Here is a 19,751-nt window from a genome sequence, read left to right on the forward strand (position 1 = left end):
GTGTAAGGTGGGAAAAAGGGGGCCTGAAACTGGCGGGCCGCCCTGTTGAGAGGAGAGAGAGCCTGTGATCTACAAGGCATTTAAAGAGCTGCGGCTGTCGGCCCTGGGGATGGGCGCCATGCGCTTGCCGACGGTCGAAGGGGAGGAGGGGAAGATCGACGAGGCTGAGACCGGCCGGATGGTGGACATCGCCATGGAGCGGGGGACCAACTACTGCGACACCGCCTGGGGCGACCACGGCGGCCAGTCGGAAATCGCGCTGGGCCGGGCGGATTCGGCACCTGGGCTTTTCGGCCCACGGCAGCTGTGAGGTGATGCGCCGCTTTTTGGCGGCCTACGGCGGGGGGATGGAGTTTTGCCAGCTTCAGCTCAACTACCTGGACTGGACCTTTCAGGACGCGAGGGGCAAGGTGGAGCTTTTGGCGGAGTACGGCATTCCCGTGTGGGTGATGGAGCCGCTGGGGGGCGGCCGGCTGGCCGACTTGCCGGAGGAGAGCGCCGCGCGGCTGCAGTCCCTGCGTCCCGACGAGGGGATCCCGGCCTGGGCCTTTCGGTTTTTGCAGACCCTTCCTGAAGTGGTGGTGACCCTGTCGGGGATGTCGAGCCCCGCCCAGCTGGAGGAGAACATCCGCACCTTCTCCCGGGAGCGGCCCCTAGATGGAGAGGAGAAGAAGGCGCTGTTGAAGGTGGCCGACGGCCTGTTGGAGCGCAGGGTCCTGCCCTGTACGGCCTGCCACTACTGCATCAGCCACTGCCCCCGTGGGCTGGACATCCCCTCGCTGCTGGCCCTCTACAACGAGCACAGCTTTTCAGAGGGTGGCTTTCTGGCCCCCATGGCCCTGTCGGCCCTGCCGGCGGACAAACAGCCGGGGGCCTGCATCGGCTGCCGCAGCTGTGAGGCGGTCTGCCCCCAGCAGATCAAAATTTCAGAGGCGATGGCGGATTTCGCCCAAAAGGTGCAGTCCTAGCAGCCCCTTGCACAGGAAGGAGTGAACAATTTCAAACATGCAGTACCGAGCGCTGCCCCGCGGCGGCGAGAAGATCAGTGTTATCGGCCTGGGGATGGGGGCGATTCACGCCGGCAGCGAGGAGGAGATCGAGCGCACCGTCAACCGGGCCATCGAGGCGGGGATCAACTACTTTGATATGGCCGCTTTGGAGGGAAGGCCCTACCCCTGCTATGCCCGGGCCTTTGCCGGGCGGCGGGAGAAACTCCTCCTGCAGATGCACTTTGGCGCGGTGTACAAGGGCGGTGGGTACGGCTGGACCCCGGGAGCTGGCAGAGATCAAAGAGAGCTTTCAGGAGCAGTTGCGGCTGTTGGGCACCGACTACACCGACATGGGCTTTGTCCACTGCATCGACGAGGAGGACTGCCGCCAGGTGCTGCCGGGCGGTCTCTGGGACTACATGAAATCCCTTCGATCGCCCGGCGCGATCCGCCACCTGGGGCTTTCCTCCCACAACCCCGAGACCGTCCGCCGCTTTTTGGAGACGGGCAGGTGGACATGGTGATGTTCAGTATCAACCCGGCCTATGACTACTCCACCGGCACCTATGGCATCGGCAGCGCCGAGAACCGGAACCGCCTCTACCGGGAGTGCCAGCGGGAGGAGGTCGGCATCTCGGTGATGAAGCCCTTTGGCGGCGGGCAGCTGCTGGGGGAGAGGACCTCCCCCTTCCGCCGGGCTTTGAGCAAGACCCAGTGCATCCAGTACGACCTGGACCGGCCGGGGGTGCTCACCGTCCTCCCCGGGGTGCGGGGGGAGGAGGATCTACAGGCGGTACTCGGCTACCTGGAGGCCGGTGAGGGGGAGCGGGATTACTTGGCCATCAGCGCCTTTGCCCCCCCGAACGCCGAAGGGGTCTGCGTCTGCTGCAACCACTGCCAGCCCTGTCCGGCGGGGCTCGACGTGGGGCTGATCAACAAGTACTGCGACCTGGCCCGGGCGGGGGACGTGCTGGCGGCGGGGCGAAAGGGGAAAACCGGCAAAAGACAGCAACAAGCAAAGTTTAAAAAAGAATTACAATTGGTTACAAGTTTGCCGGAAAATTGCCACTGAAAAGCAATCATGTTAAAATGATTTTAGAGGAAATGCGAGTTGGGCCGCCGACAGGCGGCAGAGGGGGGCGGCGGCTGTGCGGGAGAGAGGCAGGGCGCTCTGGCGCAAAAAGGCGGTTCGGCGAGGGCTGTTGGCGGCGGTGGCCGCCTTGGTCTGCCTGGGGCTTTTGTGGGGTGCGGCCCGCGCCGTCCCCGGCGCCCCCATCGACACCACCCTCACCGAACGGGTGCCGGTGGTCATCGACAGCGACGGGGGGCTTGACGACCTGACGGCCCTGCTGTTGGCCCGGCAGGTCGACTGCCTGGATGTGCGGGGGATCACCGCCTCCTACGGCGCGGTCTCTCTGCCCCAGGCCGGGCGCAACCTGTTGGCGGCGGCCGGGTGGATGGGGGAGGACTGGCCGGTGGCCCTGGGGGCCAAGAGCGCCCTGGACGGCTCCCTGCCCGCCGAGGTCCGCACCATGGGGGAAAATGGGCTCTACGGCGCGGTGCTGCCGCCGGCCACCCGGCAGGCTGATCCCCGCACCGCCAGCGACTTCCTCTACGACCTGGCGGTGGAGGAGGGGGGCGCGCTGCAGGTGATCTGCCTGGGGCCGGCAACCAACCTGGCCCAGGCGATCGAGGAGCACCCCGACCTGCCTGGCCTGCTGGCGGGGGTCACCCTGGGGGCTGCCCGCGCCCCCATCCCCGAGGTGGAGGTGGAGCGGCTCAAGGGCGAGAGCGAGGAGGCCTGGCGCAAGCGCTGGGAAGAGGCCCAATTGAAAAAGGAGCAGGAGGAGGTGGGGGCCCACCCCGATTTGCTGTGGGAGGCCGACAAAGCCGCCCTGAGCGCGGTGGTGGAGAGCGGTGTCCCCCTGACGGTGGTGCCGGTGGAGGCCCTGGAGGGGATGGACGCGGTGAAAAAAGACCGCTGGGACACCCTGGCCCCCCTGCTGGAGGACACCGGCAAGGCTGCCCCCCTCTACGCGGGCGCCAAGGAGTATTTGAACGAGGAGTACCGCAAGGGCAGCCCGAGCATTGCGATGGACTTTTCGGCCGTGGCGGTGCTGGCCGCCCTGGTGGACGAGAGCGCCCTGAAGATGGCGGAGGGGGGCATTGCCTGGGCGCGGTACGGGCCGGTGGTGAACCCGGGCGGCGAGGGGATTCACTGCCGGGTGGCAAGCGAACTGGAAATGGTGACAGATGAGGACTACAAATGGGCCAAGGCCACCGGGGGGAATACGGGAACAGGGGCGGTGCAGACCCAGCGCATCCCCATCCCCAAACTCTTTTTGGTGATGGAGAAGGCCTTCCGGCACTGGTAGGCCAAACGCAAAGGGGGGAGTGGGATGGCGGGCAGGCAGACCGCTCGGCAGGGGGCGCGAGGGCCCCTGCGCCGGCACCTGATCGAGGGGCTGGCGGTGCTCTACACGGCGATTTTGCTCTTTTCTCCCCAGTGGGGCATCCCCACCGGGCTGAGCGAGCGCACCCCGGTGGTCATCGACTGCGACCCGGGCAGCGACGACGTGTTGATGTTGGGCTATGCCGCCGGGGCGGACCTTCTGGACGTGCGGGGAATCACGGTGGTGGGGGGGACGGGCACCCTGGCCCAGGCCGGGCGCAACGCCCTCACGGCGGCGGCCCATTTTGGCCTTGACTGCCCGGTGGCCCTGGGGGCCGCGCAGACAGTGCGGGGCGTCCCCCTTCGCTGGCCGCGGGACGGCGGGGCCAACGGCGCCAACAACCTGACCCTCCCCTGGAAGGGCGGGCGCTCCTTTGACCCCCGCCCCGCCTGGGATCTGCTCTACGACCTGGCGGTGGAGGAGGGGGGAGAGCTGCAGCTGGTCTGCACCGGGCCTTTGACCAACCTGGCCCGGGCGCTGGAGGCCCACCCCGACCTGCCCCGCTATTTAAAGCGGGTGGTGGTCTCGGCCGGCAGCGTCGATCTGCGGGCGGCAGAGGCTGCCGGGGAGTACACGGCGGGCGGTGCGGGGAGCAGCCTGAACTTGACCGCCCCCGACCCCAACGGCCAGGCGGACCCCGGCGCCCTGCGGGCGGTGTTGGAAAGCGGCCTTCCCCTCTACCTTGTGGGAAACGACCAGTATACGGTGGAGAGCAGGGCGGTGTGTAAAGACGACTGGACCACCTTGGCCAGCGAACCGCAGCTCTACGGGGCCATCTGGACCTATCCCATGAACGTCTACAAGAGCGGGGGAGAGGACAACGGGGTGGCCCTGTACGGCCTGGCCGCCCTCTACGCGGTGCTCGACGAGAACGCCTACCGCTTTGCGCCGGCCGAGATTCGCCTGGCGGAAGGGCTGCTGGGGCAGACGGTGCCGGAGAGAAGCGTGGTGATCTACGACCCCGCGGGACAGATGCAGATGATGGACCCCACCAAGGAGCGGGAGACCAGGGAACCGATCGAGCCAAACCTCCCCGGCGGGATGTTTTTCTGGGAGGAGGCGGACTACCTGACCCCCGCCGACTTGGAGGGGCGAACCCTGGTTCGGCTCACAGGGGAGGAAGAGGCCAACTGCTACCTGGCGGTGGAGCAGCGGGTGGGAACGTCGGGTACCGGAGACTGCGAGGTGTTGGGCCCCATCTTTGACTGCCGAAACCAACTGGGGAAAAAGAGCTGATTTGCCGGAAAAAGGGGGAGAGGGAGATGCGGCGGTTTGGGGAGAGAGGACACCGCCTGGCGCAGGCGGCGCGGGCGGGGTCGAGGCGCATTTTTTGCGGGGCCCTCGCCCTCTGGGTGGGGGTGATGGCCTTTTCGCCCCAGAAAAATATCCCCACCACCCTGAAAGAGCGCACCCCGGTGCTCATCGACTGCGACCCGGGGGGAGACGACATTCTGGCCCTCGGCCTGGCTGCCGGGGCGGACCTTCTGGACGTGCGGGGGATCACCCTCTGCAGCGGCGCGGGGACCCTGGCCCAGACCGGCCGCAGCGGCTTGACGGCAGCGGCCTACTTTGCCCTTTGCTGCCCGGTGGCCCTGGGCTCCACCCGCAACTCGGCGGGGGAGGCCGTCATCTGGGGGGAGGACACCGGCCCCACCGGCGCTGGAAACCTGGTTCTCCCCTTTGGGGGAGAGACGCATTATGACCCCCGCCCCGCCTGGGAGCTGATGTACGAGACCGCTGTCCAGGAGGGGGGCGCGCTGCAGGTCCTCTGCCTGGGCCCCCTGACCAATCTGGCCCGGGCGCTGGAAGAGCACCCCGACCTGCCGCGGTACATCCAGCGGGTCGTCTTTTCGGCGGGCAGTGTCTCCCTGACGGAAAATGGGGCGATGGCCGGGGCGGGGAGGGACGCCAACGGCCCGGCCGACCCAGCTGCCCTGCAGAAGGTGCTCGCCAGTGGCATCCCCCTGGTGATGATCGATGCGTCTGTCTTTTTGAGCGATCACGGCAGCCAGAAGGACCTGTGGACCCTCTTTGCCAGCCAGCCCAAGTTCTTTGACGCCCTTTGGAGTTACTGGGATGAAAGAGGAAAGCGCAACTTTGACGCCGGCACCCTCCCGCTGGACGGCATTGCGGCGGTCTCCCTGCTCATCGACGAGACCACCCTGCTTCTCAAACCGGCCGACCTGGGCTACTGTGAGGGGCCGGTGACAGGGCCCGACGGCGCACCCCTGGACGGGCAGGGGCGGGTGACAGTCAGATTCACAGTCGAGGGGGAGAGCCCCCACCGGGTGGCTGTGACCTGCGCCATGTGGGACTGGCAGGGCACGACCGCCCCGGCGCCGGTGGTTTTGCTCTATCAGTGCCGCAACCTTTTGGGCAGCGCAGCGGCGCTGTGACAGTGAATAGAAGATAGAAGAGAGACGGGGTGTTTGTGTGAACCTGCTCAAGAAGGGAAAAAGCAAAAAACAGGTGCTGGCGATCTGCGCGGCCACGGTGGCCTGTGCGGCCGCAGCGCTGGCGCTGACCGGCAAGGTGGCCGCCAAAAAGATTCAGGACATCCCCGAGGTGGCGGGGCGAAACGGCCTGACCCACATCGAGTCGGTCTTTCGCCGGCAAAACGGCGAGGGGTATGTCCTGCTGACCCGGGTGTTTCGCTGCCCCAATCCCAAGGGCCCGGGACAGGCCTACAACCTGAGCGATGAGGAGATCAGCTACCTGCTCATTGACCTGCAGCGAAACATCCCCCAGGTGGCGCTGGAGGTGGGCGGTCAGCGCGTCGAGAGCGACCCGGAGCAGGTGGACGTCCACTACAACTGGGTGGCCGATCGGTTCTTCGCCTACTACACGGTGCCGGTGGGGCCGATCGGAGAGGCCGGGAGCGCCTACCTCACCTTAAACGACAGCGGGCAGAAGGAGCGGCCGGTCATCGACCTCTCCGACCAGCCGGAGGCAGTGCAGACGGTGCAGCTGGAGGGCGGCCGCTCGGTGGAGATTCGGGTCCAGTCGGCCAGTGCGGACGGCCGCAACCTGCTGGTGGAGTGCCTGTCCGACGGCGAGACCCAGATGGTCTACCCCGCCCTGGCCGACCTGGGGATGGCCGGCACCAACTGGCGGGCCCAGGAGACGGTGGAGAGCGTGCTGGAACAGGGCGAGGAGAGGAGCCTCTCCCTCTACACCCTCAAGCGGGTCCCCTCCATCTACGAGCTCTTCTACCGCACCCCCAAGGTCTGGTACATGACCTTTGACAACCTGGCGGAGACCGTCTACGCCACTGCCGACGAGGCGGTGGCCATCCCCAACCCGGCGGAGGGGGAGACCATCGAGCTGAACACCCCCTTTACCGTGGGCGGGCAGCAGTACCGCCTGAGCGCCGTCAAGCGATCAGGTGGGACGCTCTTCACCACGGTGGAGACCTATGGCGAGACCTCGTCCATCGTCACCCTCAAGGCAAATGTGGGCCCCGCCGGGAAATGGGCGGAGTACCAACAGCCCGCCATCACCTACGAGCTGCGGGGGGCAGCGGCAAAAGGCACCTCCAGCCAACAGTTGGAAGTTCTCACCTCCCAGCCGGAGGGGATCGCCCTGGAGTTTATGCCCTACCAGGCGCGAGTCAAGTGGGGGTGGCCCGGCATCGTCCTCCCTCCGGAAAAGTAAACGCCTGCAAAGAGCAGCGGCCCGCCGCCCCACATTTCGGGGCGGCGGGCCGCTGTCGTTTGCGCCCAGAAGCGGTGGGAGAGGGATGCGGCGAAGGAGGGCTGCTCCCTTGGGCAGAGGGGAGAAGAGGCCCCGTTTCCGGTGGACGGGGCCGGCCCCGCAGCGGCGATGGCAAAAAACGGCAGAGGAGGGATTCTCCCGCGGCTCTGGCGGAGACCTCCTTTTTCAACCGGCGCGCCTCCCTCCCTTTGGCCGGTGGCATGTGGGGACTCCGTCCGGCCGAAAGGTTTTTTGCTTTTGACGGCGGGCGAGACCCCGGCGAGGAGGGGAAGGGCCCCTCGCCGGGGACCTCTCTCAACAGGACAGCCCGGCTGTCTGCGGGGGAAGGGGGAAAGCGACAGCGGGCCCGGCTACCTGCCGTGGGGCAGGGGCCGGGCCCGCTGTTTCAAAGGGAAAGGAGAAGGAAAGGCAGGTGAAAAGAGAGGTCTCTCACCAGAGGGCGTGGAGGAAGCGGAAGGAGAGCTTTTTAAAGATATTTTGGTCTTTGGACACCGAGCGGATGAATCGGTCGACAAAGACCAGGAATTCGCGAAACTGCTCCGGCGTCATCTGGTGCTGGCTGAAGCCGGCCTCCAGCACCAGCTCGATGATGGGCAGGGCCTCGCCGTGCGCCAGGTGATCGCCAAAGGCCACCTCGATGCTGCTGGCCATCCCGTAGTAGGAGTGGGCGTGGGTGTAGCCGAAGGAGAAGAAGTCCAACGCCTGCAGCAGATAGCGGTAGAGGCGGATGATGTTGCGGCGGGGCTCGTCGGTCTCCAGGGAGCGCTTGAAGCGGTGAATTCGCACAAACCGGCGCAGGGCCAGAAAGACGGCGGCGACGGCGGCCAGGCCGCCCAGCCAGGCGATGCCGGTCCAGACGATGGTGGTCCAGGGGGCGTTTTTAAAGGGCCGCCGCCAGTTGTCAAAGGCGGAGAGGGGATCGTCCACCCCGCCAAAGGTGACGCTGCCCCCGCCGATGCTGTCGCTGGGGTCGCCGCTGCCGGCGCCGCCCCCGCTGGAGACGATGGGCGGCGCCACCTCGCCGTCCACCACGGGCAGGGTGTCGTACTCGATGGAGCGGTCGGGGGTCATCTCCACCGGCACCCAGCCAAAGCCGTCCAGGTAGATCTCCACCCAGGCGTGCATGGCGCTGCCGTTGACCATGGTGCCCCGCCGCTCCACCAGGGCGGTGACCCCCAACAGGGGCTGCTCGATGGGGACCTTTTCGTCCTCCAGCCCGCGGCCGCTCAAGGCCTGGGGGGTGAGGGCATAGCCCTCCACATAGCGGGCGGGCACGCCGGCCACGCGCAGCATCATGGCGCCGGCCGAGGCGAAGTGGGTGGCAAAGCCGCTGTCTTGCTGGGTGAGGAAGTGCTCGATGAAGTCCTGCCCGTCGGGGGTGGAACCGGGGGCGGGGTTGTAGTGGTAGTGCTCGCTCAAATAGCTGCGGACCAAGTCGGTGTAGGTGGCCAGGTCGCCCGCCTCTGCCAGGGCCTGGGGGGTGAAGAGCTCGTCGGTGAGCGCCTCCTGAATGTTGTCGGGCACCTGGGTGTAGGTCTGGTAGACAAAGCGGCGGTAAGCCGCCTCCCGCCGGGCGTAAGCCGCCGCGTCGCGGTCGCGCTGCGCCGCCTCCTGCAGGGGGGTGTCCATGTCTGCCCCCAGCAGGTTGGGAGCGGTGTAAAAGTCAAAGTCGTAGGAGCCGGCCCAGCGGTTGTTGTCGGTCCAGATGGTGCTGTCCAGGTCGGTCTGGGCGGTCTCCCGCGGGGGTATCTCCTCCCCCTCGGAGAGGAGGGAGGGATCGATCTCTTCCCCGATGTACCAGGGGTAGACCGCGCCGTAGGGCACGTAGGTGAACTGCTTGAGGGCGGTGTCCTTGAGCCCCTCCACCGAGATGGTGGCGTGGGAGAGGTAGACCCCCTTGAGCACCGGGTTGTCGATGGTATCGCAGAGGGCGATGTAGTCGCTGGGAAGGTTTTGGGGGGAGGTCTCGGCCTCGGCGAAGAGGGACCCGAAATCCTGCTGGCCCGCCCGCTCGGCCTCCTCGTCCAGGGTGTCCCACCGGTCCCCCCGGTAGACCCCGCCCACATACCCCTTGAGGTAGATGGACTGGCCCAGGGTGGGGGTGCGGATCATCAGGTCGTTGGCGGCGTCGTAGTTGCGCCAGATGCCCAGGCGGCCCAACTGCCCGTGGTAGAGGTTGAGGATGCGGCTGGGCTGTTTCTCCATCGACACCTCAGAGAGCTTGCGCCCGGTGCCGTTGCGAAAGGCCGTAAAGGCCTGGCTGTTGTACAGTGGCGGCGAGATGATGAGCCCGCCTGCCGCCAGGCAGCAGAGGCAGAGGCCGATGAGGATACAGCCGCTCTTGAGGGCGGTGGCATAGCGGTAGCCGTAATTTCGGTAGTCAACCCGGAAGATGCGTGATTTTTTCTCGATTTTTTCGGAGAAGTCCCTCTTTGCGCGGGGGTGCCGGGTGGCCAGGTGCAGAGAGAGCACCAGCGCGTAGGAGGCGGCCAGCAGCAGGAAGGGGAGGTAGGAGGGGGTGAGGCCGTAGAAAAGCCCCGGGAGCAGCGGCAGAAAGGTGGCCGCCAGGTAGAGAAAGATGTTGGGCCGGTAGAGGATGGCCACCCCGATGACAAAGAGGACGCAGCAGAGGGCAAAGGTTACAAAGAAGCGCTCGCTGGAGGGCAGTTCGCAGAGGGGTGGGATCCGGTAGGGGATCAAAAATTCAAAGGTGTGCCAGTTGAGCAGCTCGATGACCCGGTTGTAAAACATCTCAAAGCCGAAAAAGAGGGCGTCGCTTTTAAAGAGGCCAAAGGAGACGGCGGCAAAGAGGATCGCCCCTGTCCCCGCCAGGGGGTATTTAAAGAGGGTGTAGAGCAGGCAGACCCCCACCAGGCAGAGCCCCAGCGCCACCGGGGAGACAAGGCCCACCGGCAGCTGGTAGAGGGTGAGGAAGCTGGCCAAAAAGGAGAGGGAGCAGAGCCCCAGCAAAAACAGCCGCACATACCACCGGGCTTGAGGGGCCCGCCGCTCCAGGGCGAGGGAGGTGTCCCGCAAAAGGGCGATGTCGTCCCCCTCCAGCGGGGGGAGAGGCGCCGGATGGCGCAGCCTGTACAGGAGGGAGGGTTTCTTGCCGCGCTTTTTCTTCGCTTTCAAATTCCAGTCCCCCCTCTCACAGAATCAGGGCCTGCAGGGCCCCTTCCGGGTGGTCGGAGTCCACGCAGACGCAGCGGATGCCGTACCGGTCCAGCACCGGCATGTCGCAGTGGTCGAAGTCGTGGATGTAGAAAAAGGTGAAGGGCTCCCGGTGCTCCATCCCCATCTGCTCAATGGGGCCGGTCTCGATGATGGGGGACAGGTAGAGCACCTGGGCGTTTTGGGCCACAGTGAAGTTTTGGCAGTAGGCCTGCAGGGCGTAGATCTGCTCGGTGTAGCTGGCGGCGTCGAAGAGGTCGTCCAGGCAGCCAAATAAGTCGGCCTCGTCGGTGATCCGGTGGGAGGCGAGGCCCCCGTTTTGCAGGTCGTACCAGTAGACGGTGTGTTCGATCCCCTCCTGCAAAAAGAGGGGGGAGAGGACGCAGAGGGTCTCCAGGATGGCGTCTAGGTAGTTTTTGTCCTCCCGCGAGCCGGAGACCCGGTAGAGCTCCAAAAAGATGCAGGTGGTGTCCTGCAGGGGGAAGCTCGACTCCTTGACAATCATCTCCCCGGCCTTGGCGGTGAGCTTCCAGTGAATGTGGTTGATCCGGTCGCCGGGTTGGTATTCCCGCAGCTTGAAGGTCTCGGAGGAATCGTCCCCCCGCCGGTGGCGGGAGAAGGTGTTGCTGTCGGGCACGTGGCGGAAAAAGTCCATCCCAATGCGGGCGGCCGAGTCCACAAAGGCGGGCAACACCGGCAGCACAAAGCGGCTGCCGGGATCCAGTTGGATGCAGGTGATCCCCAAAAAGTCGTACAGCCGCACCTCGCCCAGGGCAAAGGTGATTTTACCGGTGTGGCGGGGGGCCACCGAATAGGAGATGGTCTGGGTGTTTTTGGAGAAGATGGGGGTCTCTACCACCGTTTTGTTGGGGTCGCCGTAGAACTGGTGGCGGGCCAGCAGCTCCGCCTGGCAGCGGGCGACGGGAAAGCGCCCCCGGTTTTTGATCTGCAGCTGCAGGGAAAACGCCTCGCCCCGCCCCAGGGAGTGGGGGCCGGGCAGCAGCTCCACCTCGATTTTTTTGGCGCAGTGGCGCAACAGCAGGTAGAGCCCCAGGGGGAGCAGCAGCGCCATGACAAAGGCCAACATGGACAGGTACTCCCGGTAGGAGAAGGCGAACACAGCCATGGCGACACAGAACGCCCCGTAGATGATGCGCGCTTTTTTCACGGGAACATCCCCTTTCGGCGTCTTCTACTGCTGATCCAGCAGGCTCTCGGTGATCTGTGGGGCTGGGGTGTCGTTGAGAATCTCCTGCAGCAGGGTCTTGGCGGTGACCCCGCCGACCCGCGCCTTGGAACCCAGCACCAACCGGTGTGCACCCACGTCGAAGAAGGTATCCTGCACGTCGTCGGGCACCACAAAGTCGCGGCCGTAGAGGTAGGCCATGGCCTTGGCCATCCGAATGTGGGCCAGGGCGCCGCGGGGACTCATCCCCAGGGTGATCATGGCGTGGTTGCGGGTGGCCTCGGTCAGCTGGGCCACATATTCGTAGATGGCCTTGTGCACGGTGACCAGCTGGGTCTCCCGCTGCATCTGCAAAATCTCCTCCCGGCTGGCCTGGGGAATGACCTGGTCCAGCGGGTTGCTGTCGTGGCGGCGCTCCATGATGGTGATGGTGCTCTCCACATCGGGGTAGCCCATGGAGAGGCAGATGAGAAACCGGTCCAGCTGCGATTCGGGCAGGATCTGGGTGCCTGCCGAGCCCACCGGGTTCTCGGTGGCGATGACGATGAAGGGCTTGGGGGTCTCGCGGGTGACCCCATCGACGGTGATGCGGCCCTCTTCCATCACCTCCAGCAGGGCCGACTGGGTCTTGGAGGAGGTGCGGTTGATCTCGTCGGCCAAAAAGAGGTTGCAGACTGCCGCACCGGGCTTGTACTCAAAATCGCCCAGCTGCTTGTTGTAGATGGTGAAGCCGGTGATGTCCGAGGGCATGACGTCGGGGGTGAACTGCATGCGGTGGTAGTCCAGCGAGAGGGCCTTGGAGAAGGCCATGGCCAGGGTGGTCTTGCCCACGCCGGGGATGTCGTCGAGAAGGACGTGGCCTTGGGCCAACAGGGCCATGAGAATTTTGGCGGCGATGTCGTCCTTGCCGACCACCGCCTTTTTGATTTCAGAAAGGATGCTTTGCGCCTTGGGATTGTATGTGTGCTCCATGCTTTCACTCCCTTTTTGATCTGTCCGTGCGGCCGCCTGTCTGCCTTCCCGCGAGATGGGGCGGCATGGCGTCTGTTTGCTATAATAACAGTATATATGAGCATATTTTTTCATACAACCTGACGAAGGTTACAAAGTGTTACAGTTGGGTTACAGCAAAGGGGAAGGATAGAAAAGAGAGGGGCAGATTTGGTTGACAAACAGGCCTAAATGGGCTAAAATATAATAGCTGTGTTACGAATATCCAGCAATTTTTGGTGTGCTGCGCTGTAACACAAAGGCTGACGAGGCGTAGCTCAGTTTGGTAGAGTGCCTGGTTTGGGACCAGGATGCCGCAGGTTCAAGTCCTGTCGCCTCGACCAATTTTTTTGTTGACAACGCAAAAGGAAGATGGTATAATCCATACCGTTGTCACATTTGCTGGTGTAGCTCAGTTGGTAGAGCAGCTGATTTGTAATCAGCAGGTCGGGGGTTCAAGTCCGTCCACCAGCTCCATTGAAAAGAGCCGGCCAATGTGGCTACTAAAATAAAATATGGTGGAGTTCCCGAGTGGCCAAAGGGGGCAGACTGTAAATCTGTTGCGTTTCGCTTCGATGGTTCGAATCCATCCTCCACCACCAGATTATGTGCCTGATTTTACTGTCAGGCACATTTTTCTTAGTATTCATGCGGGTTTGCGGGCTTTTTTTCGTTCCAAAAAAGGATTGGCGTCCCGTTACTGTCATCCCTGTTTTAAGAGATATTTGCAAAGATAAGCGGAGTTTCTGCCTGATTTTTCAGGCCGGAGGCCCCGCTTTTTTGCGTTTACCACTCTTTTTTTCCACTGTCGGAAGTGTAGAAGTTTCCGGCAGTTTCATAGATAGATTGACGAAACCGGGAGTCTGGACCATTTCAAACCCTCAAGACACAAGGGGGTAGTGCGCCCTTTTTTAGAACCTCTCCGGCAGGCCGGCCGGGGAGGTTTTCCGCTTTCCCCCTCTCCCAGACCCTTACCCCCTAAATTGCTTACTTGGCTGGGAAAGAACAAGATTCTCTCCAGCAAGCTTACTCCAAACCAGTAAACCTTCCAAGTTTTCAACAATCGTCAAGAAAGGATGATTAAAACCATGAACATCGGTATCGACCACGGCCACTACGCCATCAAAACCCGGCATTTTTCTTTCCCAGCCGGTATCTCAGAATATTCCCATGAACCCTACACCCTGCAGAACACGCTGGAGTACGGCGGGAAGTTTTATGTCTGCGGAACCGGCAGACAGCCGATCCTGCGCAAAAAAATGGAAAACGACAATTACTACCTGCTTACCCTTGCCGCCATCGCCAAGGATATGGGCATTTGTAAATGAACCGCGTCATAATTGTAAATGAATTGCAAAAGCGAACCGCTATCAGTTGACAGATCTCGCATTTCGCAATATTCTATCCTGCGGATAGTTTAAAAATAAACTAATTAAGATTACAGACAAGGGGATTTTTTTGTTATGGAAGCGCATGATCGACCAGTACAAGATATATGCCAAGCGCTGAACACCGATCCCGAACGTGGTCTTACTTCCGCTCAGGCTGAAGAGGTCCTAACTCGGGTGGGCGAGAATCGATTGAAGGCAAAGCGAAAGCAAACCCTCGCAGGGCGGTTCTTCAGTCAGTTCAAAGATGCCATGATTTTGATTTTGTTGGCTGCGGCTGCCATCTCTTTCTACGTGGCACTTCAGGGCAACGATCCAACGGAGTTTTTTGAGCCCGCTCTGATCTTGCTCATTGTGGTTCTGAACGCCATTATGGGTACAGTCCAAGAGAGCAAGGCGGAAAAATCTTTAGAGGCACTTCAGAATATGTCTGCTCCCCATGCGCGAGTACGGCGGGATGGACAGGAGTCCATTGTCGATGCAGCCAAATTGGTTCCCGGAGACATCGTTTTAATCGAAGCGGGCGACTACATCCCCGCTGATGGTCGGCTGATCTCTGCATCCAACCTAAAAGTGGAGGAATCTGCCCTTACCGGTGAATCTGTTCCTGTAGAGAAAGACGCACAGGTACAGGTCGCCGCAGACTCCCCATTGGGCGACCGGCTAAATATGGTCTATTCCGGCTGCAGTGTTACATATGGACACGGCGAAATGGTCATCACTGCTACCGGTATGGATACTGAAATGGGGCACATCGCCAGTATTCTGAACAACGAGAAACAGACGCAGACCCCGTTGCAGAAGAAACTCGCTCAATTGGGCCGGATGCTCGGGGTGCTGGCCATTGCCATCTGTGGTGTGATCTTCGCCATTGGCCTTGCCAGCGGCATGGAGTTGATGGAGATCTTTATGGTGTCCATCTCCCTGGCTGTTTCGGCGATTCCCGAAGGGCTTCCCGCAATTGTCACCATTGTTTTGTCTATCGGTGTGACCCGGCTAGCCAAGCGGAACGCCATCATTCGCAAGCTGCCTGCCGTGGAGACTTTGGGCGGCGCGTCGGTGATATGCTCGGATAAAACGGGCACGTTGACACAAAACCGCATGACCCTTATTCGAGGTTATTGTGTCCAAGGCGACCGCAGCGAAAACATCTCCCAGTCCAACGCGCCGGAGATCCAAACTCTGCTAAAGCTGGGGACCCTGTGCTGCGATGGCACCGTCTCTGTTCAGGACGGAAAAGAAGTGGACATTGGCGATCCCACTGAAACCTGCATCGTTTCCGCCGCTTTAAAGAACGGCTTTACCAAAGATGCCTTAAATAAAGCGTACCCCCGCGTAGCTGAAGTTCCGTTCGATTCTGACCGCAAGCTAATGAGTGTGGTATGCCAGATCAGCGGCAAGCTGGTAGTTATTGCCAAAGGTGGCTTCGATACACTGGCTTCCCGCTGCACCTCCGGCGTGAGTGACAAGGTCGCGGGTGTAGTGGAAGAGATGAGCCGTCAGGCCCTGCGGGTGCTGGCTGTGGCCTGTAAAGTGATCGACAAGCTGCCCGAAGAGGTTACATCGGAAAGCTTGGAGCATGACTTGACCCTGGTTGGTTTGGTAGGCATGATCGATCCGCCTCGTGAGGAGGCAAAACTGGCTGTTGCGACCTGCCGACAGGCCGGAATCAAGCCGGTGATGATCACTGGCGACCATGTGCTGACCGCTTCCGCCATTGCCCAGCAGCTGGGCATTATGGAAACCGGTGATCGGGCAATTACCGGCAGCGACCTTTCCAAAATCAGTGAGGAAGAACTGGATAAGCAGGTCGAGGGGATTGCAGTCTATGCCCGTGTCTCCCCCGAGGATAAAATCCGTATCGTTAAGGCATGGCAGAGGAAAGACGCCATCGTGGCGATGACCGGAGATGGCGTCAACGACGCACCCGCCCTGAAGGCAGCGGATATCGGCTGTGCCATGGGTATCACCGGCACCGATGTTGCAAAGGGCGCCTCTGATATGACGCTGATGGATGACAATTTCGCCACCATCGTGTCCGCAGTACAGGAAGGCCGGGGCATTTACGACAACATCAAAAAGGCAGTCGCATTCCTGCTGGGTACAAATATCGGCGAGGTTCTCGTTACCTTCATTGCCATGCTTCTGTGGAACCAGGCTCCTTTCCTGTCCATGCAGCTGCTGTGGATCAACCTGGTCACAGACTCCCTTCCCGCCATCGCTCTGGGGATGGAGGCCATCGATCCCAATGTAATGGACCGCAGGCCCAAGCCGAAGAAGGAAGGCATCTTTGCCAAGGGGCTGGGTGTCCAGGTCGTTTTGCAGGGCATTATGTTCGCCGTTTTGTCTCTCATCGGCTTCCGTGTTGGCGGCCAGGTAACCGGCACAATCGAGGGCGGTCGCACCATGGCTTTCCTTGTGCTGGCTTTCACCCAGATCTTTCACGCATACAACATGCGTTCCCATAAATCTCTCTTTAAGACCGGGTTCTTTACCAACAAATATTTGAATCTGGCCAGCCTGGTCTCTGTGGCCTTGATGTGCTTGGTGCTCTTTATTCCCCCAGTAGCCACTGTGTTCGGCCTGATCCGTCTGCCCCTTAACCTGTATGTTCTGGGCTTCGGTTTGGCCATTGTCCCGGTGATCCTGCTGGAAATCGTCAAAGCTTTTGGGCTGATCAAACACCATAAATGACTTGATATGTCGTGGGTGGTATAGTGGATCTAACAACGCCTTTCCAGCCGAACGAAGGCAAGGGCGACCTGCGGACCGGAGAGAACAAGTAATATCGCTTTTTGGATTGCGGTTATGCTGGCTGTTGGTGCAGTCCCAACCGGCACTGCTCTTGACAGCAGAAAAGAAAATGCGATCGATAAACGGAAAGCTCCCTGCCGGTGTTCAGCAGGGAGTTTTTCCATATAAGCGCTGCAGGAAATCTGCGGTGCGGATTTTGGTATAGAATTAGCGGTATTTAGCCGGAAAGGATGATTGCAATGAAACGCCTTAAAGCAAAAGAAATTTTTTCGATTCCGAATTTGATGGGGTATTTCCGCATCCTTCTCATCCCTGTGTTTTGCTATGTTTATGCGGCAAAAGAAAACTATTTATTGGCGGCTGGAATCGTTTTGCTTTCCAGTCTCACGGATCTATTTGATGGATTGGTGGCAAGAAAGTTCGACATGGTTACAGAGTTGGGTAAGGTGCTCGATCCCATTGCGGATAAATTGACACATGCGGCGTTGGCGATCTGTCTGGCGATCCGATACCCTCTGATGTGGGCTTTGATCGGCCTTATGGCCATTAAAGAGGGTTACATGGGGATTATGGGGTTGCTTTTCCTGAAAAAAGGCAAGATGCTGGATGGCGCAATGTGGTTTGGCAAAGTATGCACCGCCGTACTGTTTGTTGGCCTACTGCTGCTTTTTGTTTTTCCCCACCTGTCGCCTTCGCTTGTGAATGGCCTTATCTTGCTGATGATGGCCGTTATGGTTTTCGCCTTGCTCATGTATATTCCAGTATTTAACCATATGAGAAAAGAGACGGGTCAAGAAGAAAAGTAGTGTTTAATTGCATCTATAAAAGAGAAGGTGCTTGTTTGTGTTAAAACTGATTTTGTTCTTTATCTACATTTTCATGCTCATTGCTGTGATATTCCTAGAGCGTAAATCCCCTACAGAAGCATTGCTTTGGGTTTTTGTTTTGCTGTGCCTTCCATATTTCGGTGCGATTTTGTATTTGATATTCGGCAGTACGATGTCAATTAAAATAACTGCTTTTGCGCGCAAAAGGCGCTTAAAAAAACAACGGCCTAATCTCTGCCCTCCCCAAACAAATATAGTTGATCCCTCTAATTTGTCCCCAGTCGGGTCGCGAGTTGCCCGTTTTAACTGCAACTACAATCAAAGTAGGCTCACCAGCTATAACCGCGCAGATCTATATACCAATGGTAAGGAGCATTACCGGCAACTTTTTGCGGATATCAGAAGTGCGAAACAGTGTATTTACATAGAGTTCTATACCATTCACCATGACGAAATAGGGGAGGCTTTGGTATCTGTACTTGCCGAAAAAGCTTCCGCGGGAATAGAAGTTTTGGTATTGTGTGATTTTATAGCCAATCTCTCCACCCCGCAAAAAATGTTCCAGCCACTGCTCGATGCCGGTGGTAAATTGGTTCGGGTAAAGCCCTATTTTACCCATTACCGCAGTCACCGCAAAATCGTCGCTATCGACCACCAGATAGGTTATATCGGCGGTATGAACATTGGCAGGCAATATGCCAATATGGCAAAAGTCAAAAATCCTTGGCGCGACACACAGATCCGTCTGGATGGCGAATGTGTAAATGTGCTTGATGAGTATTTCCTGACAGATTGGCTTTGTGCTGTGAGACAAATCCATTGGGAACAGGCTGTGTCATACGTCTCATCTATTACTGCCAAAACATTTGAGGCCACGGATAAGCTTTGCCAGTTTATTGTGGGGGGCGCTGACACCAATAAAGAAGCTGTTAAAATGTGTTATCTCAGCATGATCTCCAGCGCCAAAAAGAGCATCCGCATTCAGACCCCTTACTTTATTCCGGACGCATCTATTTTGGATGCGCTGAAGGCTGCAGCGGCTAGTGGCGTTGAGATTGAATTGATGATTCCCGGCATTAAAGCCAGTTTCTTTTTAGATCCTGTAACCACTTATTATTGCGGGCAATTATTGGAGTATGGAGCAAAGGTATATAAATATAGGGGTTATGTGCATGCCAAAACCATGGTGGTCGATGATGAGATTTGCTGCATCGGCTCCGTCAATATGGATATGCGCAGCCTTATGGTAGATGATGAGGTGTGTGGGGTTTTCTACTCCTCCCCATTGGTCAAACAATATATTGACATTTTTAAAGCCGACATTCAGAATTGCGATGCCTATTCATGGCAACGATTTTTGGATCGAGGCCGGAAAGAAAAAGCGCTTGAAAGTTTTTTTGTTCTATTTGCGCCGCTGATGTGAGCCATGTGTTATAAACGCTACTTCAATGAGAACGGAAAGAGGGCTCTTTTGCTGCAGTGGGCAGTTTGGGACTGGGGGACAGGTTGTATTTTGTGGTTTGTTTGCCGGGTATCTCGTATGGCTTGTCTAGAAGCATTGGGGTGACAAAAAAGATGTCACCCCATTTTTAGTATTCATGCAGGGTGGCAGGGTTTGCGTATCAAAAGTCAAAAAATGCGAAAGTTTCTATCTGCTGCAATAAAAAAGCCCACTCATGCATTAGTGGAGTGAAGGGGGAAAAGACCATGCCAGAAAATTTGACGTCAAACTCGCGGCAGGGGGAACCAGATACGGCGCTGCTGGAAAACTGCCTTGAGCGCCTTGGGGAAGGGGAAAAAGACGCCCTTTCCACACTCTATGACCTGACTAGCGCAGCTGTATATGGGTTTGCCCTTTCGATTTTAAAACGGCCGGCGGATGCAGAGGACGTTTTGCAGGAGACCTACCTCAATCTATACCGCGGAGCGAAGAGTTACCAGTCCAGGGGAAAGCCCATGGCTTTTATTCTCACTGTGGCAAAAAACTTAGCACGAATGAAGCTGCGAGAGGCTGCCAAGTTGAGTCCTTTGGATCCGGAGGAGTTGGAACGCCAGCTGGGCTCTGTGGGCAGTACCACGTCGGACGAGCGGCTTCTGCTGCGCGCCCTTATAGAAAAACTGGGGGAGGAAGAACGGCAGATCGTTTTGCTGCATGCAGTGGCAGGGCTCAAGCACAGGGAAATCGCCGCGCTTATGGACCTGGCGCTACCAACAGTCCTATCCAAATACCGCCGCGCTATAAAGAAATGCAATCAACTTATGGGAGGGTGAAGGTA

Annotated in this window: 15 protein-coding genes, 3 tRNA genes and 1 pseudogene; 16 read left to right on the forward strand and 3 right to left on the reverse strand. The window is 59.7% G+C overall.

Features of this window, described 5'->3' with window-relative positions; translation table 11 throughout:
• The first annotated feature begins 64 nt into the window (after window positions 1-64).
• The 8 genes from HJY11_RS15615 to HJY11_RS03970 all read left to right on the forward strand — a co-directional run bounded on the left by HJY11_RS15615 (window position 65) and on the right by HJY11_RS03970 (window position 7,096).
• The gene (locus tag HJY11_RS15615; protein ID WP_368041532.1) at window positions 65-310 is read left to right on the forward strand and encodes an aldo/keto reductase; all 246 of its coding nucleotides are present in this window, start codon (window positions 65-67) and stop codon (window positions 308-310) included.
• Window positions 282-968 (forward strand): aldo/keto reductase, encoded by a 687-nt coding sequence (locus HJY11_RS03940; RefSeq protein ID WP_368041538.1) that lies wholly within the window; start codon window positions 282-284, stop codon window positions 966-968. The genes HJY11_RS15615 and HJY11_RS03940 overlap by 29 nt, the downstream gene beginning before the upstream one ends.
• Before the next feature lie 284 nt (window positions 969-1,252).
• Window positions 1,253-1,513 carry an aldo/keto reductase gene (locus HJY11_RS15430; protein ID WP_208074687.1) on the forward strand — a complete coding sequence of 87 codons (261 nt, stop codon included), beginning with the start codon at window positions 1,253-1,255 and terminating at the stop codon, window positions 1,511-1,513.
• Window positions 1,501-2,061 carry a hypothetical protein gene (locus tag HJY11_RS03950; RefSeq protein WP_208074688.1) on the forward strand — a complete coding sequence of 187 codons (561 nt, stop codon included), beginning with the start codon at window positions 1,501-1,503 and terminating at the stop codon, window positions 2,059-2,061. Before HJY11_RS15430 ends, HJY11_RS03950 begins: the two co-directional genes overlap by 13 nt.
• A gap of 76 nt (window positions 2,062-2,137) precedes the next feature.
• A complete protein-coding gene (locus tag HJY11_RS03955; protein ID WP_208074689.1) occupies window positions 2,138-3,364 on the forward strand; it encodes a nucleoside hydrolase in 1,227 nt (408 codons plus the stop codon).
• A gap of 24 nt (window positions 3,365-3,388) precedes the next feature.
• Window positions 3,389-4,678 (forward strand): nucleoside hydrolase, encoded by a 1,290-nt coding sequence (locus HJY11_RS03960; protein ID WP_208074690.1) that lies wholly within the window; start codon window positions 3,389-3,391, stop codon window positions 4,676-4,678.
• A 26-nt stretch (window positions 4,679-4,704) separates the two neighbouring features.
• The gene (locus HJY11_RS03965; RefSeq protein ID WP_208074691.1) at window positions 4,705-5,838 is read left to right on the forward strand and encodes a nucleoside hydrolase; all 1,134 of its coding nucleotides are present in this window, start codon (window positions 4,705-4,707) and stop codon (window positions 5,836-5,838) included.
• A gap of 37 nt (window positions 5,839-5,875) precedes the next feature.
• Window positions 5,876-7,096, forward strand: coding sequence for a hypothetical protein (locus tag HJY11_RS03970; RefSeq protein WP_208074692.1), 1,221 nt, complete (start codon window positions 5,876-5,878; stop codon window positions 7,094-7,096).
• 489 nt (window positions 7,097-7,585) lie between these two features.
• On the opposite strand, the gene HJY11_RS03975 is transcribed toward HJY11_RS03970, so the two are convergent.
• The 3 genes from HJY11_RS03975 to HJY11_RS03985 are packed head-to-tail and all read right to left on the reverse strand — an operon-like array spanning window position 7,586 to window position 12,488.
• Entirely contained in the window at window positions 7,586-10,291 is a 2,706-nt protein-coding gene (locus HJY11_RS03975) for a transglutaminase-like domain-containing protein (protein ID WP_208074693.1), read from the reverse strand.
• Between the two features lie 16 nt (window positions 10,292-10,307).
• Entirely contained in the window at window positions 10,308-11,498 is a 1,191-nt protein-coding gene (locus HJY11_RS15620; protein ID WP_208074694.1) for a DUF58 domain-containing protein, read from the reverse strand.
• Between the two features lie 24 nt (window positions 11,499-11,522).
• Entirely contained in the window at window positions 11,523-12,488 is a 966-nt protein-coding gene (locus HJY11_RS03985; protein ID WP_208074695.1) for an AAA family ATPase, read from the reverse strand.
• 285 nt (window positions 12,489-12,773) lie between these two features.
• On the opposite strand from HJY11_RS03985, the gene HJY11_RS03990 reads away from it, so the two are divergent.
• From HJY11_RS03990 to HJY11_RS04025, 8 genes and pseudogenes are all read left to right on the forward strand, one after another.
• Window positions 12,774-12,850, forward strand: a tRNA-Pro gene (locus HJY11_RS03990).
• 57 nt (window positions 12,851-12,907) lie between these two features.
• Window positions 12,908-12,983: transfer RNA gene (locus HJY11_RS03995), tRNA-Thr, on the forward strand.
• A 40-nt stretch (window positions 12,984-13,023) separates the two neighbouring features.
• Window positions 13,024-13,108, forward strand: a tRNA-Tyr gene (locus HJY11_RS04000).
• A gap of 486 nt (window positions 13,109-13,594) precedes the next feature.
• Window positions 13,595-13,819, forward strand: a pseudogene (locus HJY11_RS04005) (plasmid segregation actin-type ATPase ParM); the annotation flags it as partial.
• 150 nt (window positions 13,820-13,969) lie between these two features.
• Window positions 13,970-16,588 carry a cation-translocating P-type ATPase gene (locus HJY11_RS04010; RefSeq protein ID WP_208074696.1) on the forward strand — a complete coding sequence of 873 codons (2,619 nt, stop codon included), beginning with the start codon at window positions 13,970-13,972 and terminating at the stop codon, window positions 16,586-16,588.
• A 299-nt stretch (window positions 16,589-16,887) separates the two neighbouring features.
• Window positions 16,888-17,454, forward strand: a complete 567-nt coding sequence (locus tag HJY11_RS04015; protein WP_208074697.1) for a CDP-alcohol phosphatidyltransferase family protein — start codon at window positions 16,888-16,890, stop codon at window positions 17,452-17,454.
• Window positions 17,455-17,491: 37 nt separating this feature from the next.
• Window positions 17,492-18,898 (forward strand): cardiolipin synthase, encoded by a 1,407-nt coding sequence (gene cls / locus HJY11_RS04020; RefSeq protein ID WP_208074698.1) that lies wholly within the window; start codon window positions 17,492-17,494, stop codon window positions 18,896-18,898.
• Window positions 18,899-19,182: 284 nt separating this feature from the next.
• The gene (locus HJY11_RS04025) at window positions 19,183-19,746 is read left to right on the forward strand and encodes an RNA polymerase sigma factor (RefSeq protein ID WP_208074699.1); all 564 of its coding nucleotides are present in this window, start codon (window positions 19,183-19,185) and stop codon (window positions 19,744-19,746) included.
• The last annotated feature ends 5 nt before the right edge of the window (window positions 19,747-19,751 follow it).

Origin of the sequence: Bittarella massiliensis (ex Durand et al. 2017) (assembly GCF_017566145.1) — a bacterium.
Taxonomy (GTDB): Bacteria; Bacillota; Clostridia; order Oscillospirales; family Ruminococcaceae; genus Bittarella; species Bittarella massiliensis_A.

Bases quoted from the DNA above. Each gene is read 5' to 3' on its own strand.
- HJY11_RS03960 (WP_208074690.1), top strand. From the start codon at position 3,389: ATGGCGGGCAGGCAGACCGCTCGGCAGGGGGCGCGAGGGCCCCTGCGC.
- HJY11_RS03965 (WP_208074691.1), top strand. From the start codon at position 4,705: ATGCGGCGGTTTGGGGAGAGAGGACACCGCCTGGCGCAGGCGGCGCGG.
- HJY11_RS03985 (WP_208074695.1), bottom strand. From the start codon at position 12,488: ATGGAGCACACATACAATCCCAAGGCGCAAAGCATCCTTTCTGAAATC.
- HJY11_RS04010 (WP_208074696.1), top strand. From the start codon at position 13,970: ATGGAAGCGCATGATCGACCAGTACAAGATATATGCCAAGCGCTGAAC.
- HJY11_RS04015 (WP_208074697.1), top strand. From the start codon at position 16,888: ATGAAACGCCTTAAAGCAAAAGAAATTTTTTCGATTCCGAATTTGATG.
- HJY11_RS04025 (WP_208074699.1), top strand. From the start codon at position 19,183: ATGCCAGAAAATTTGACGTCAAACTCGCGGCAGGGGGAACCAGATACG.